Below are 12,397 nucleotides of genomic sequence, written 5' to 3' on the forward strand. Positions count from 1 at the left end.
TTAATAATTAATTTTTTTTATATATAATTTTTATAAGTAATTAATTTTTATCTTCGATAAATAATTTTAGTTTTATTAAGTTCTTTTAAATTTTTACATCCCATTAGTACCATATTTCGATTTATTTCATCATGCATATTCTGCAACAGACGCTCAACTCCAGCTTGACCTCCAGCACCTAATGAAAATAAAAACATTTTTCCAAAACTACATGCTGTTGCACCTGCTGCTAAAGCCTTTAAAACATGTGTTCCTCTTCTAATTCCACCGTCTAAAATAATTTCGAGTTTATCACCCACAGCATCTGAAATCTCCTTTACTTGATCAAAAGGAGATCTTGATCCATCTAATTGTCTGCCCCCATGATTGGAAATCATTATAGCAGTACAACCAATGTCAATTGCTCTTTTCGCATCATCAACTGACATCACGCCTTTAAGAGCAAAAGGTTTGTTCCATTTTTTTGCACAATATTCGGCATCTTTCCAATTCATAGCTGGATCATATTGTTCATTAATATATTCAATCACTGATTTTGAAATATTTGTTCCTTTATCTGTTTTGTTCTTTACGTTGGCTAATTCAAATTTTCCGTGTGTAAAATAGTTGAATACCCACCCAGGATGCATTGCGAAACTTATTAAACTTTGAAGTGTAAGTTTTGGAGGTGTTGTAAATCCAGTTCTATGATCTCTCTCTCTGTTTCCAGCAACCAATGTGTCAACAGTCAAACACATACCATCATAATTAGATGATCTACATCTCTCTATCAGGTCATCTGTGATTGATTGATCTTTATGAACATAAAGTTGGAATAATTTAGGACCTTTTGAAATTTCAGCTATTTCTTCAATTGTATTATTAGCCATTGTAGACATGCTATAAAAAGTTCCAAATTTTTCAGCAGCTCTTGCTGAGGCTTTGTCACCATCATGATGATAAAGTCTTTGCATTGCGGTAGGAGATAAAAATATTGGCATATCAATTTTTTTACCAAAGACAGTTGTCGATAAATCTGGTTTTCCCACACTTGCCAGAATATTAGGAACTAAATCACATTCATTAAATGCTTCTGTATTTCTTTTAAGTGTAGTTTCATCATCTGCTCCACCATCAATATAATGAAAAATTGGTGAAGGTAATTTTTTTTTAGCTAATTTTCTAAAATCATTAAAATTATGACAATCTTTTAAATTCATTAATTAAATTAAAAATTTTTAAAAAAGTTAAACATATAACTATTTGCACCAGGGTTTTTATCTCCCAAACTAGCATTTGACAGATGGTTATATGAAAAACCTAATTCAGTATTTTTTGATAAATCGAAAGATAACTGAACTTCACTTTTAAATTCAAGCATATGCCCGAGATCTTTACCATTACCTTCGTGATATAAACCTGGTGTAAAACTTGGTGTAATGTTCAATAATCCTATTTTATACTGTGCCTGAACACCAGTATAAATATAACCAGCGTTATCTGATGTAATTAAAGCCCCTGTGATAGGTGAAAGGTTTCCTAAAAAAGTATCTCTGTTAAGATTTTCATTTTGATGCTGAAATCCAATGAGTGTGGACTTTTTACCATCATCACTGAAATCAAACATGCCTGAATAAACATTAAATTCAGTATTTTTCTCATTTTTTAATTCCTCTGCATTTACTGAAAATGCAAACAAAACAAAGAAAAGAACTGAACAAAATTTTTTTAAAACCATATCGATTGTGTTAATTTTTTTTAATTATAAAACTTTTAATGATTATTGCACCTCCAATGACAAATATCAATATTGGCAATAACCACAAAATATATGTGTTTTTATTAAGTTCTGGATCATACAAAATCCATTCGCCATATCTTTCTTTAAAAAAATCATAAATTTGAATTTCAGAAAAACCTTCTGCTAATTTTTTATCTACTAAAATTTTCATACTAATAGCAAATTCAGAGTCTGAGTCATAAACAGATTGACCTTGGCAAACTAAACACCTCAAATTTTTTGTTATTTTACTTTTTATATCATCATTACTAGCTTCTAAGTTATTGAAAGAAGAAATTAAATAAATGATAAAAAATAATTTAAATATTTTCATTTTATTATTGATTTAATTTCTTCAGTTAGTTTTTTGTCTAGAGGTCCAATATATCTCTTTATTATAACTTCATCTTTTATCAAAAAAGACTCGGGCACTCCATATGCACCCCATTCAATTGCAATAATACCCTCTTGATCAAAAATTATTTTTTCATAGGGATTTCCTAATTCAGATAAGAAATTTTCTGCATTGATCTTTTTATCCTTATAATTAATTCCAACCACTTTTAGTTTTTTAACTTCTTTTAAGTCCATTAATAAAACATGTTCTTTTCTACACGGCACACACCATGACGACCAAATATTTAATAAATAAAATTTTTCTGATTTAAAAAAATTTGATGAATTTATTGTTTCATCTGAATAAAATAAATCACCTTTAAATGATGGTATTTTATTACTAATCTTTGTTTGTGGGGTATAAATACTTGTATTCTGCAGCCCTTTGTAAAAAAATATAAAAATAATTATAAAAATTAAAGTTATAAATATTGGTAATAATTTATTTTTCATGTTCTCTTTTAAAAAAACTTAATAATCCACCAAAACTAATCAATATTACTGATATCCAAATCCACAACATAAATGGCTTAACTTGATATCTAACATTAAAGTAATTTTGATTTTGAACAATATTGATCACTATAAATTTATCTGACAACAATGTGGTTTTAATATCTGCTTCACTAGTCACTATGTTTGGCTGATTATATATTCTTAACTCAGGTGACAAATCTTCAATTGTTTCATTTATATTTTCAATACTAAAGTTTGCTATAATAGATTTATAATTTTTTTCTTGTTTTTGATTAATGCTTTTAAATACTATTTTTGTTTTTGAGGATGTAAATGTTTCTCCCACTTTTAGATTGGTAATTATTTCACTAGAAAATAAATTATTTAATAAAATGCTTAAAATTAATAAACTAAATCCAAAATGAGCAATGTTCTGCGAAATGTTACTATATTTTCTGATAAAAAAATCTCTTAAAGTTATAAAAAATAAATAGAGAGCACTTGATACTAAAATTGTATTTATAAGTAGATTGGTGCTAAATTTTTTGACAATTAAAAAAGATAATACAATTGAAATTGCAAAGAATAATACTAAATAGAATTTGTCTACTATATTTGATTTGATCCATTTTAATTTAGGTCCAATAGCCATAGCCATTAAGAATGGGATTAAAAATGGAATTATTAATTTGTGATAAAATGGTGGTCCTACAGATATTTTTTGAGATGATAGAACTTCAAGGAAGATTGGATAAATAGTTCCTATTAGAACCACAGACAAAAAATACATCATAAACCAATTGTTAATTATTATTGATGTTTCTTTACTTAACCAAAAAAAACTATTTGAATTATTTGGACTGCTTTTATGAAAAAAGAAAAAAATGAATAGAGAGATAAAAATTAAAGAAAATAAGAAAACCAAAATAAATAGGCCTCTCTCTGGGTCATTTGCAAAAGTGTGAACAGAATTAAGAATTCCAGATCTTACTAAAAAAGTTCCACACATACTTAATGTGAATGTAGAAATTGACAAAATGATTACCCAGGATGTTAAAACCTGTTTTTTTTCTAATACAATGATGCAATGCAAAAGAGTCATCAATGCCAACCAAGGCATTAAAGAAACATTTTCAACTGGATCCCAAAACCAAAAACCACCCCAACCTAGCTCATAATATGCCCAAATAGACCCTAGTAAAATTCCTAAAGTTAGAAATACCCATGAAGCAATAATCCATTTTTTTATATGTGAGGCCCATACCTTTGAAACTAGATTAAGATAAGTTGCAGCTAAAGCTGATGAAAATATAATTGATGATCCTACATATCCTAAATATAAAATTGGTGGATGAATTGCTAAAGCAGGATCTTGGAGTATAGGATTGAGGCCCATTCCTTCCTCAGGTGTTGGGAAAATAAAATTAAATGGATTTGATGTTTGAATTAAGAAAAGAAAAAATCCTATAATTATAATTTGCTGAAATATTAAAGTTAGAAGCTTATATTTAAGTGGTTGGTTTTTAGTTTTTAAAAAAAAGATTAAAATAAATAAAGTTAATACTAGCAGCCATAGCAGTAAACTTCCCTCATGGTTTCCCCATGTTCCAGCTATTTTATAAAAAAGTGGTTTTGTAGTATGAGAGTTGTTAAAGACTGTTTCATTGCTGAAATCAGATAATACAAAAGATATTACTAAACTTACAAAACTGATCACAACAAAAAAGAATTGTAGAAAAGTAAAAGATAATATCTTTGTATTAAGTGTTGAAGAATTTTGAAAATTTTTGATTGAAAAATAAACAAGTATTAAACTAATACCTAGCCCTAAAATTAATGCGTAGTATCCAATAGAGCTATAAAGCAATTTATTTATCCTCCAATGCTGCTTTTACTTCTGGTGGCATATAATTTTCATCGTGTTTTGCTAAAATTTTTGAAGCAGATAAAACATTTCGATCTTTTAAAAAACCTTCGGCAACCACTCCTTTTTCTTCTTCAAAAAGATTTGGTACTGCTCCAGTGAAAGTGACATTTATTTCATTTTTAAAATCAGTGATAATAAAATTAATTTCGTTAGAATTAATAGAAATTGAATTTTTTTTAACCATACCACCCACTCTAATTTTACTTTTATTTAGTTCTATAGAAGAATTAATTTCTGATGGAGACTGAAAATAAACAACATTTTCTTCAAGTGATTTTAAAACTAAAAAGACAGTTAATACTAAAGTTATAAAAATAATTACTACAAACAAAAATCTTAATTTAACTTTACGACCATACATGGTTTAAAAGTTAATTGTTTGTGGCGTTAGCTAATATTTCTTTATTAATTCTTTGTGATTTTGCAGAATTAGCTTTCTCAGTGTTAAGAGATCCAAATTTAGCAACAAATTTATTTTGCTCCTTAACAAATTGAATTTTTGTAACTAAATAAAGAGCTGTGAAACTCAAAAGAGTAAAGCTGAAAGCAGATAAAACGTAAACACCGTATCCGTTCATAAAAAGTAGTTCATTAATCATAATCTATCTAGGCCTTTATTTTTAATTTTTATCAGTTCTGTATTATATTTCATTAAGAAAATTAGCAATGAAAAAAGAGCAAATGCCGCAGTCATTATCAATAATGGAAAAAGCATCGATGAGTGAATTGAGCTTTTTGACAAAATATTAATTGACGCTGGTTGATGAAGTGTGTTCCACCAATCAACTGAATATTTTATAATTGGAACATTTATAATTCCTAAAATTGTAATAATAGTACTGATCTTAAAAACTTTTTCTTCATTTTCATAAATTCTCCAAGAAATTAAATACATTGCATAAAATAGAGCTAATATTAACATTGAGGTAATTCGTGCATCCCAGGCCCACCAAGTTCCCCACGTTGGCTTACCCCAAATGGAACCCGTAACTAATGCAATAATATTAAAAACAAAACCAGAGGGAGCTAAACTTTTAGCAATTAAAAATAAATTTTTGTTCTTAAAAATAAATCCACTAATTGATAAAAATGTTATAGAAGAAAAAATTCCTAAAGAAATCCAAGCAGCTGGAACATGTACATACATAATTCTGACAGCATCACTTTGTTTATAATCTTCTGGCGATAAAACTAGAGCTTCTGTCAATCCAACTGAAATCACAATTACAAATAAAAATAAAATATATTTTGGTGCCTTGGAAGTTATCTGAAAAATTTTATTTGGTTGAAAGAGTTTAAACATATTTTTATTAATGTTTATTATGAAAAGGATTTCCGATCAAGAATGCAGAGGGAGATAATAATTTTAAATTAACGATTAACATCCTTGATCAGAATATGAATTATATTGCCAAGCTTGTGTGGCCTAGATTTGAGCTAAATGTGTTTGAAAAATGATGTCTTTAGTTAGACATCTTGAAGTAACTTGAGCCCTTTTTTCCTGAAAAAATCTCTTCAATTAGAGGATGTTTAATAGGTTCATCTGAATCATCCATAAGAAGGTTTTGTTGGGAAACATATGCCTCATAAGTAATTTCATCATTTTCAGCTAGTAAATGATAAAAAGGTTGGTCTTTTCTCGGTCTAACGTTTTTTGGAATTGACTGATACCATTCTTCAGAATTATTAAATTCAAAATCTACATCATAAATTACACCTCTAAACTCAAAGTGTTTATGTTTTACAATATCTCCAATTGAGAATTTAGCTTTTTGAATTGGCATAGCTTTAGTATGGGTATTTAAAAATAAAAATCAATGCTAAAAATATAAATGTTTTGTGATGTGGCAAATATGTTAATATCTTTTTAGTGAATAAATCATTTTTAAAATTTGTTACAGATTTTGGACCATTAGCAATATTTTTTTTTTATTACTACAATAGTGGAAAAAATTTATCAGTTGCTATCCCTCCACTTATAGTTGCAACTTTAGTTGCATTAGCCATCGTTTGGTTTTTTGAAAAAAAAATACCAATGATGCCATTAATAAGTGGAATCTTGATTACATTTTTTGGAGGGCTAACTATTTATTTTAATGATCCGATATTTATTTATGTTAAGCCAACAATTATTAATATTTTATTCGCTTTGGCTTTATTTTTTGGAAAATATTTTACTAAGGAGCCTGTTTTGAAAAAAATTATGGGTAAATCAATACCTTTAACAGATATTGGATGGGAACTATTGAATAAAAGATGGATATTTTTTTTCTTTGGTCTAGCAATACTAAATGAATGTGTTTGGAGAACACAAACTGAGGAATTTTGGGTAAATTTTAAAGTATGGGGAATGTTGCCAATCACTATAATTTTTACTGGTTTTCAAATACCTTTAATTAATAAACACAAAATTGATGCCCAGTAATTTAAAGCTTGTAATCAATAACCCTCATAAACAGCCAGAAGAAAGACAATTTTTTGAAAGAGATGAGCTGAAGGTTATTTTAGATTTATATGCAAAAATGGTTTCTGAAGGATCGTGGAAAGATTATGGTCTAAGCATCTCTAGTAAACAAGTGAGCTTCAGTGTTTTTAGAAATGCAGCCGAAAATGCTTTGTACAAAATTTGTAAAAATTTTAAGCCTAAAAATAAAAATCTAAAATATTTAATAACAGATACTAGTGGAAAAATATTAAAAAACTCTTTTGACCTTAAGATTTTACTAAAAAATACTAATTGGAAAAAGTTACAGAAATAAAATTATCTTCTTTGACCAAATAGTCTAAGTAACATTATAAATAAATTTATAAAGTCTAGATAAAGAGTAAGAGCACCCATCACAGCTTTTTTACCCATGATTTCACCAGTGTCACTTACAGCGTACATATTTTTGATCTTTTGAGTATCGTAAGCTGTTAAACCAACAAAAATTAAAACACCCAAGATTGATATTACAAAATACATCATTGAAGATTTCATGAATATGTTAACTATCGAAGCAATTATTATTCCAATTAAACCCATCATTAAAAATGAACCTAATTTTGTTAAATCTCTTTTAGTTGTGTAGCCATAAATGCTCATTGCTCCAAACGTTGCTGAACATATAAAGAAAACCCTAGTAACACTCATACCAGTGTAAACTAATAAAATTGAGGATAATGATAAACCCATTAATCCAGCAAAAACCCAAAAAGTTGTTTGAGCTTTTGATGCACTCATTTTATTAATGCCAAAACTCATATAAAAAACGATACCTAGAGGTGCCAACATAACTAGCCATTTTAATCCTGACATATAAATTGCGTTACCTATCTGTGTAAGTCCTACAATTGAACCTGCATCATTAGTAACTACTGACATTTTAAATGTAAGTAATGCAACTATTCCTGTTAATAAAATTCCAGTTGCCATGTAATTATAAACTTTTAGCATGTAGGCTCTTAAGCCTTCATCCATTACAACTGTTGACTGTTGAGCTGCTTTAGCTCTATTTAAGATTCCGTTTTTATTAAATTCCATAATGATTAATATATAATAGCCTTTTACTAATTATTCAAGATGCCATAAAAGAATTAAAATATTTAGAATTAAGCAAAAACCATTATGAATTATAAAAAATTAGGTAATACTGATCTTGATGTAAGCACAATTTGTCTCGGTACTATGACTTGGGGTGAACAAAACACTCAAGAAGAGGGTTTTGAACAGATGAATTATGCACTTGATCAAGGTGTAAATTTTTGGGATACCGCAGAACTATATTCTGTTCCACCTAAAGAGGAAACATATGGTCACACAGAAGTTATAATTGGTAATTGGTTTAAAAAATCAAAAAAAAGAGACAAAGTTATTTTAGCATCAAAAGTTGCAGGTCCTATGAGGGCATATTTAAGAGGTGGTGGAAATAATTATGGCATAGATAAAATTAGTCAAGCTGTAGAAGACAGCTTGAAAAGATTGCAAACTGATTACATTGATCTTTATCAATTACATTGGCCAGAAAGAAATACAAATATGTTTGGACGTCTTGGCTATGAACATAAAGACAATGGTGAATGGAATAAATTTGAAGATGTTCTTGGGAATCTTAAAAGATTTGTAGATGCGGGAAAAATAAGAGAAATTGGTTTATCCAATGAAACTCCTTGGGGTGTTACAAAATATTTGGAGCTTTCAAAAGACAAAGGTTTGCCAAGAATGATGTCTGTTCAGAACCCTTATAGTTTGTTGAACAGAACTTATGAAGTTGGTTTGGCTGAAATTTCTGTAAGAGATAAAATAGGTCTTCTGGCTTACTCACCCTTAGCTAGTGGGTACTTGTCAGGAAAATATAGAAATAATCAATTACCCAAAAATTCTAGAATTGAAAGAGATCCTGATTTTTGGACAAGGTATGCCAAGCCCAATACTGAAAAAGCTGTTGAGGCATATTATAAAATTGCAGAAAAACATGGACTTGACCTAGCACAGATGTCCCTAAAGTTTTTAGAAATTCAACCATTTGTTACCTCTGTTATAATTGGGGCAACCACAATGGAGCAGTTGAAAACTAACATAGAAAGTGTAAATATAAATTTAACTGATGATGTCATCAAAGAAATTAATGAAGTTCAAACTATATATCCTAACCCATGTCCATAATTAAAAAAATTATACCCACATTATTAATAATCTTTATCACTTGGTGTGGTCAATTATCAGCAGAAGAAATAAAAAAAATTGGAAAATATAAAGATTGGCAAGCGATGACTGTAACAGATGGAAGTGGAAAAGTATGCTTTGCTCAATCATCACCTGTACTACAAGCTCCAAAATCAAATAAAAGAGATGCAAAATTATTTGTTGCCTTTAGACCTCTTGAAAAAATAATTAATGAAGTAAGTGTAACTGGAGGATATGAATTCAATAATAAAAATTCAGTAACCGCTACTTCGGGTAAAAATAAATTTAAATTTGATATTAAAGAACAAGGTTTTGCATGGATTGCTGATACTAAAGTTGAAGCTAAAATGATTAAAAAAATGAAAAAAGGGTCAAGAATTATGATTACTGGATATAATCAAAAAGGATCTCAAACAATCGATCACTATTCACTATTAGGATTTACTAAAGCTTACAACACAGTAAAAAAAGCTTGTAGTTAATTTAATGAAATCAAAAAAGAAAATAGTTCTCGCCTACTCTGGAGGCCTTGATACTTCTATAATATTGAAATGGCTTCAAGAAAATTATGATGCAGAAGTAATTTGTTATACTGCAGATGTTGGTCAAGAAATCGATAGAAAAAAAATTATTACTAATGCAAAGAAATTTGGTGTCAAAAATATAATCATTAAAGATTTAAAAGATATTTTTGTTAAAGATTATGTTTACCCAATGATTAGAGGTCACGCAATCTATGAAGGTGTTTATTTATTGGGTACATCAATAGCAAGACCACTTATTGCAAAAGATCAAATTAGGGTGGCTAAAAAATTCAAAGCATACGCGGTTTCTCATGGAGCAACTGGTAAAGGAAATGACCAGGTTAGATTTGAATTGGGATATCATTATTTTGGACCCAATATAAAAATTATTGCTCCTTGGAGAATTTGGAAATTAAAATCAAGAACAGATCTTATAAATTATGCGAAGAAACATGGGATAGCTATTCCAAAAGATAAAAAAGGAGCTCCACCTTTTTCAATTGATGATAATTTATTTCATACATCAACGGAGGGTAAGGTTTTAGAGAACCCAAAAAATTCAGCACCGGAATTTATTTTTCAAAGATCAGTTTCGCCTGAAAAAGCTCCTAATAAACCAAGCTTTGTAACTATCAATTTTAGAAATGGAGACCCATTTGGAATTAGTGGAAAAAAACTTTCTCCAGCAAAATTATTAGAAAAACTCAATCAACTTGCTGGTAAAAATGGAATTGGAAGAGTTGATTTAGTAGAAAATAGATTTATTGGAATAAAATCTAGAGGAGTATACGAAACTCCTGGCGGCACATTATTAATTCACGCACATAGAGCAATAGAATCAGTAACACTTGATAAAGAAACTATGCATAAAAAAGATCAAATAATGCCAAGATATGCTGAATTAATTTACAACGGCTATTGGTATTCAAAAGAAAGATTTAAACTTCAAAAAATTGTAGATCTTAAAAAGAATAAAGTTAACGGCTCTGTAAAACTAAAACTTTATAAAGGAAATATAATAATAGAATCTCGACAAACAAAAAGTTCTGCTTACTCAATGAAAAAGGTTTCGTTTGAAGAAAACAAAACATTCAATAAATCTAATGTTGAAAGATTTATTAATTTTCACAAGAAAAAACTTCGTTCTTAAATTAATGAAAATAAACGTTTTTGGAGACACCATTTGTGGTTGGTGTTTTATTGGACATAAAAATCTAAATAAAGCTTTAAAAAATTTTCCAAATATAAAATTTGATATTAGGCATATTCCATTTCAATTAAATCCAGATATGTCAGCTGAGGGTATTCTTAGAGACAAGTATTTAGAAATAAAATTTGGTGGAAAAGATTATGCAGCACCCATGTATGAAAATATGAAATTGAAAGCAAAAGAAACAGGGATAAATTTAAATTTAGATAAAATAAAAAAAACTCCAAACACTGTTCTTTCTCATTTACTTATTATTTTAAGTGAACAATTTAATTTACAAAATGAAGTTAAAGAAAAAATATATCAGTCTTATTTTATTGATGGGTTAGATATTGGAGATATAGATGTGTTAGTTGATATTGCTAAGGAAAACAATATTGCAGAAAATATTTTTAAAGAATTTATTAATGAAAAAAATATTCAAAATGTGACTTCAAAAATTTTAGTTGCTAAAGAGAAGAATATTAGTGGCGTTCCATTTTTTGAGATAGGAAAAGATTTTATTTCTGGTGCGCAAAGCTCAATTCAATTAGAAAACACCATTAAATCCAATTTAAACTAAGATTTAGGACAATTTGACATTTGTTATAATTATTAAAAATTATAACTTTGCTGAATGGAATCATTAAAAAACTGGATGATGGATGCAGCTAACATTTTATTTGATGATAGTAAGAACGATCTAAGATCTCTTCCTAAAACTGTCAGACTACAAATTCTTTTAGTTTTAAGTTTTATTTGGACAACAGTTTTTAGTTTATATATTTTTTCTTACACAACTTTTGCTTTTGGATGGGCGGGGCTTTATGTAGCGCACATTGGTTTAATATTTGCGGTCTATATGACTTTTAAAAATTTTCATAAAGCAGAAGAAAAATCTAGTAGTGTTTTTAAAACAAAAAATTTTGATCCATTTAAAATAATGGTCATTGTTTTTGTAATAGTATTTATTTTTGTATTTTCTAAAGGAATTGAAGTTTTGACTAGCCCTAATCCAAGTTCGTATTCTATTCCTTATGATGGTCCATCTAAATCAGTATTTGAAAAATGGCTACCATTCAGTAAAGACAAATGATGGAAAAAATAGCGAAAAATTTACAACTAGCGTTAATGAGTATTATTTTGATAAGCACGGTAATTGCTGTTGGTATAGAAATTAAACATATGATTTTAAATCAGTCTGTCACGTTAGCTGATTTATTATTAATGTTCCTTTATTTAGAAGTATTAGCAATGGTAAGAGTTTTTTGGGACCAACAATCAATAAGCATAACATTACCTCTTTTAATTGCGATTACTGCTCTTGCTCGATTTATTATATTGCAAGGTAAAGAAATGGATCCAACAGCATTAGTTTATGAGGCTGTTGCTATAGTTTTAATAGCAGCTGCAATTGTAATTCTAAGATTAAGACACAGTGATAAATTGGGTCTAAAGAAAAAAAAATCAAAATAATCCA

General features: G+C 28.4%; 18 protein-coding genes. 8 read left to right on the forward strand and 10 right to left on the reverse strand.

Annotation, left to right across the window (positions count from 1 at the left end; all coding sequences use genetic code 11):
• Positions 1-47 precede the first annotated feature (47 nt).
• The 9 genes from ACIJYB_RS06910 to hspQ all read right to left on the reverse strand — a co-directional run bounded on the left by ACIJYB_RS06910 (position 48) and on the right by hspQ (position 6,322).
• Positions 48-1,199 (reverse strand): alpha-hydroxy acid oxidase, encoded by a 1,152-nt coding sequence (locus ACIJYB_RS06910; RefSeq protein ID WP_435150829.1) that lies wholly within the window; start codon positions 1,197-1,199, stop codon positions 48-50.
• 8 nt (positions 1,200-1,207) lie between these two features.
• Positions 1,208-1,717 carry an acyloxyacyl hydrolase gene (locus ACIJYB_RS06915; protein WP_435150831.1) on the reverse strand — a complete coding sequence of 170 codons (510 nt, stop codon included), beginning with the start codon at positions 1,715-1,717 and terminating at the stop codon, positions 1,208-1,210.
• A gap of 10 nt (positions 1,718-1,727) precedes the next feature.
• The gene (locus ACIJYB_RS06920; RefSeq protein ID WP_435150833.1) at positions 1,728-2,093 is read right to left on the reverse strand and encodes a cytochrome c-type biogenesis protein; all 366 of its coding nucleotides are present in this window, start codon (positions 2,091-2,093) and stop codon (positions 1,728-1,730) included.
• Positions 2,090-2,608: a DsbE family thiol:disulfide interchange protein gene (locus ACIJYB_RS06925; protein ID WP_435150834.1), complete on the reverse strand. Its 519-nt coding sequence runs from the start codon at positions 2,606-2,608 to the stop codon at positions 2,090-2,092. Before ACIJYB_RS06925 ends, ACIJYB_RS06920 begins: the two co-directional genes overlap by 4 nt.
• On the reverse strand, positions 2,598-4,328 hold the full coding sequence (locus ACIJYB_RS06930) for a heme lyase CcmF/NrfE family subunit (RefSeq protein WP_435150835.1): 1,731 nt from the start codon (positions 4,326-4,328) through the stop codon (positions 2,598-2,600). Before ACIJYB_RS06930 ends, ACIJYB_RS06925 begins: the two co-directional genes overlap by 11 nt.
• Before the next feature lie 151 nt (positions 4,329-4,479).
• On the reverse strand, positions 4,480-4,899 hold the full coding sequence (gene ccmE / locus ACIJYB_RS06935; protein WP_435150837.1) for a cytochrome c maturation protein CcmE: 420 nt from the start codon (positions 4,897-4,899) through the stop codon (positions 4,480-4,482).
• 10 nt (positions 4,900-4,909) lie between these two features.
• Positions 4,910-5,137, reverse strand: coding sequence for a heme exporter protein CcmD (locus ACIJYB_RS06940; protein ID WP_435150839.1), 228 nt, complete (start codon positions 5,135-5,137; stop codon positions 4,910-4,912).
• A complete protein-coding gene (gene ccmC / locus ACIJYB_RS06945; protein ID WP_435085809.1) occupies positions 5,134-5,841 on the reverse strand; it encodes a heme ABC transporter permease CcmC in 708 nt (235 codons plus the stop codon). The genes ACIJYB_RS06940 and ccmC overlap by 4 nt, the downstream gene beginning before the upstream one ends.
• A gap of 160 nt (positions 5,842-6,001) precedes the next feature.
• Complete coding sequence (hspQ, locus tag ACIJYB_RS06950) at positions 6,002-6,322, reverse strand: heat shock protein HspQ (protein WP_271524506.1); 321 nt, start codon at positions 6,320-6,322, stop codon at positions 6,002-6,004.
• 86 nt (positions 6,323-6,408) lie between these two features.
• On the opposite strand from hspQ, the gene ACIJYB_RS06955 reads away from it, so the two are divergent.
• Positions 6,409-6,963: a septation protein A gene (locus ACIJYB_RS06955; RefSeq protein WP_435150840.1), complete on the forward strand. Its 555-nt coding sequence runs from the start codon at positions 6,409-6,411 to the stop codon at positions 6,961-6,963.
• Positions 6,953-7,297 (forward strand): DUF2794 domain-containing protein, encoded by a 345-nt coding sequence (locus ACIJYB_RS06960; protein WP_435150842.1) that lies wholly within the window; start codon positions 6,953-6,955, stop codon positions 7,295-7,297. Before ACIJYB_RS06955 ends, ACIJYB_RS06960 begins: the two co-directional genes overlap by 11 nt.
• Positions 7,298-7,299: 2 nt before the next feature.
• On the opposite strand, the gene ACIJYB_RS06965 is transcribed toward ACIJYB_RS06960, so the two are convergent.
• On the reverse strand, positions 7,300-8,061 hold the full coding sequence (locus ACIJYB_RS06965) for a Bax inhibitor-1/YccA family protein (protein WP_435150844.1): 762 nt from the start codon (positions 8,059-8,061) through the stop codon (positions 7,300-7,302).
• Between the two features lie 84 nt (positions 8,062-8,145).
• Between ACIJYB_RS06965 and ACIJYB_RS06970 the strand changes: the two genes are divergently transcribed.
• From ACIJYB_RS06970 to ACIJYB_RS06995, 6 genes are read left to right on the forward strand one after another with little or no spacing between them, the layout of a single operon-like run.
• The gene (locus ACIJYB_RS06970) at positions 8,146-9,183 is read left to right on the forward strand and encodes an aldo/keto reductase (protein ID WP_435150845.1); all 1,038 of its coding nucleotides are present in this window, start codon (positions 8,146-8,148) and stop codon (positions 9,181-9,183) included.
• Positions 9,174-9,686 (forward strand): invasion associated locus B family protein, encoded by a 513-nt coding sequence (locus ACIJYB_RS06975; RefSeq protein WP_435150846.1) that lies wholly within the window; start codon positions 9,174-9,176, stop codon positions 9,684-9,686. The genes ACIJYB_RS06970 and ACIJYB_RS06975 overlap by 10 nt, the downstream gene beginning before the upstream one ends.
• A 4-nt stretch (positions 9,687-9,690) precedes the next feature.
• The gene (locus ACIJYB_RS06980; RefSeq protein WP_435150848.1) at positions 9,691-10,878 is read left to right on the forward strand and encodes an argininosuccinate synthase; all 1,188 of its coding nucleotides are present in this window, start codon (positions 9,691-9,693) and stop codon (positions 10,876-10,878) included.
• A gap of 4 nt (positions 10,879-10,882) precedes the next feature.
• A complete protein-coding gene (locus tag ACIJYB_RS06985; RefSeq protein ID WP_435150850.1) occupies positions 10,883-11,500 on the forward strand; it encodes a DsbA family oxidoreductase in 618 nt (205 codons plus the stop codon).
• Positions 11,501-11,554: 54 nt separating this feature from the next.
• Positions 11,555-12,013, forward strand: a complete 459-nt coding sequence (locus tag ACIJYB_RS06990) for a UbiA family prenyltransferase (protein ID WP_435150851.1) — start codon at positions 11,555-11,557, stop codon at positions 12,011-12,013.
• Positions 12,013-12,393, forward strand: coding sequence for a phosphate-starvation-inducible PsiE family protein (locus tag ACIJYB_RS06995; RefSeq protein ID WP_435150853.1), 381 nt, complete (start codon positions 12,013-12,015; stop codon positions 12,391-12,393). The genes ACIJYB_RS06990 and ACIJYB_RS06995 overlap by 1 nt, the downstream gene beginning before the upstream one ends.
• Positions 12,394-12,397: the final 4 nt, after the last annotated feature.

It is taken from the genome of Candidatus Pelagibacter bacterium nBUS_44 (assembly GCF_051200895.1).
In the GTDB taxonomy this organism is placed as follows: domain Bacteria; phylum Pseudomonadota; class Alphaproteobacteria; order Pelagibacterales; family Pelagibacteraceae; genus Pelagibacter.

Bases quoted from the DNA above. Each gene is read 5' to 3' on its own strand.
- ACIJYB_RS06910 (WP_435150829.1), bottom strand. From the start codon at position 1,199: ATGAATTTAAAAGATTGTCATAATTTTAATGATTTTAGAAAATTAGCT.
- ACIJYB_RS06915 (WP_435150831.1), bottom strand. From the start codon at position 1,717: ATGGTTTTAAAAAAATTTTGTTCAGTTCTTTTCTTTGTTTTGTTTGCA.
- ACIJYB_RS06920 (WP_435150833.1), bottom strand. From the start codon at position 2,093: ATGAAAATATTTAAATTATTTTTTATCATTTATTTAATTTCTTCTTTC.
- ACIJYB_RS06925 (WP_435150834.1), bottom strand. From the start codon at position 2,608: ATGAAAAATAAATTATTACCAATATTTATAACTTTAATTTTTATAATT.
- ccmE (WP_435150837.1), bottom strand. From the start codon at position 4,899: ATGTATGGTCGTAAAGTTAAATTAAGATTTTTGTTTGTAGTAATTATT.
- ACIJYB_RS06940 (WP_435150839.1), bottom strand. From the start codon at position 5,137: ATGATTAATGAACTACTTTTTATGAACGGATACGGTGTTTACGTTTTA.
- ccmC (WP_435085809.1), bottom strand. From the start codon at position 5,841: ATGTTTAAACTCTTTCAACCAAATAAAATTTTTCAGATAACTTCCAAG.
- hspQ (WP_271524506.1), bottom strand. From the start codon at position 6,322: ATGCCAATTCAAAAAGCTAAATTCTCAATTGGAGATATTGTAAAACAT.
- ACIJYB_RS06960 (WP_435150842.1), top strand. From the start codon at position 6,953: ATGCCCAGTAATTTAAAGCTTGTAATCAATAACCCTCATAAACAGCCA.
- ACIJYB_RS06965 (WP_435150844.1), bottom strand. From the start codon at position 8,061: ATGGAATTTAATAAAAACGGAATCTTAAATAGAGCTAAAGCAGCTCAA.
- ACIJYB_RS06970 (WP_435150845.1), top strand. From the start codon at position 8,146: ATGAATTATAAAAAATTAGGTAATACTGATCTTGATGTAAGCACAATT.
- ACIJYB_RS06975 (WP_435150846.1), top strand. From the start codon at position 9,174: ATGTCCATAATTAAAAAAATTATACCCACATTATTAATAATCTTTATC.
- ACIJYB_RS06980 (WP_435150848.1), top strand. From the start codon at position 9,691: ATGAAATCAAAAAAGAAAATAGTTCTCGCCTACTCTGGAGGCCTTGAT.
- ACIJYB_RS06985 (WP_435150850.1), top strand. From the start codon at position 10,883: ATGAAAATAAACGTTTTTGGAGACACCATTTGTGGTTGGTGTTTTATT.
- ACIJYB_RS06990 (WP_435150851.1), top strand. From the start codon at position 11,555: ATGGAATCATTAAAAAACTGGATGATGGATGCAGCTAACATTTTATTT.
- ACIJYB_RS06995 (WP_435150853.1), top strand. From the start codon at position 12,013: ATGGAAAAAATAGCGAAAAATTTACAACTAGCGTTAATGAGTATTATT.